Source organism: Serratia sp. ASV30 (assembly GCF_016428815.1).
GTDB classification, from domain to species: domain Bacteria; phylum Pseudomonadota; class Gammaproteobacteria; order Enterobacterales; family Enterobacteriaceae; genus Chania; species Chania fonticola_C.
Genome location: NZ_JAELTL010000190.1, coordinates 1 through 485, shown reverse-complemented (window position 1 = coordinate 485; position 485 = coordinate 1). Strand labels below are relative to the sequence as shown.

General features: G+C 34.2%; 1 protein-coding gene. It reads left to right on the top strand.

Features of this window, described 5'->3' with window-relative positions; genetic code table 11:
• A partial coding sequence (locus JHD74_RS26760) for a hypothetical protein (protein ID WP_233169701.1) occupies window positions 1–256 on the top strand: 256 nt, incomplete at its 5' end.
• Window positions 257–485 lie beyond the last annotated feature (229 nt).

Here is a 485-nt window from a genome sequence, read left to right as displayed (position 1 = left end):
GGTAACTACCCCTGTCTCCAAGAGGATTAATATCGTCCACGAAATTTTAAATAAAGACGGCGCTAATGTAGTGGCAATTCAGTGGAGCGGCACCTTTTCACTTGACACTGACCGATCTCCTCAAGGTCTTATTGAAAAATTTATGAGTGGAGAGTCGGTATTATCTTCACATGTGTTTATCTATAAGAAAACGTTTCATAACGGATATCAAATTGGAAGCTTACACTCACCAATAGCTATATGTATTGATAGTTGAATCTTATCAACCTGATTCGTTTCCGCACCAGAATCATCCTGAACTGTATTTTTACTTGGTAAGAATATAGATTTAGAATATCACCCTATAACCATTGAAAAATCACGCAATTTTATACGGAAGTAGTATATGAACGTTTATTTTTTTTCAGAAAACAAATTCCTTTATGAAGGTATAAAAAGTATTATAAAGGAAGAATACTATCTTGCGGTAACCTTTATTAGTGCTA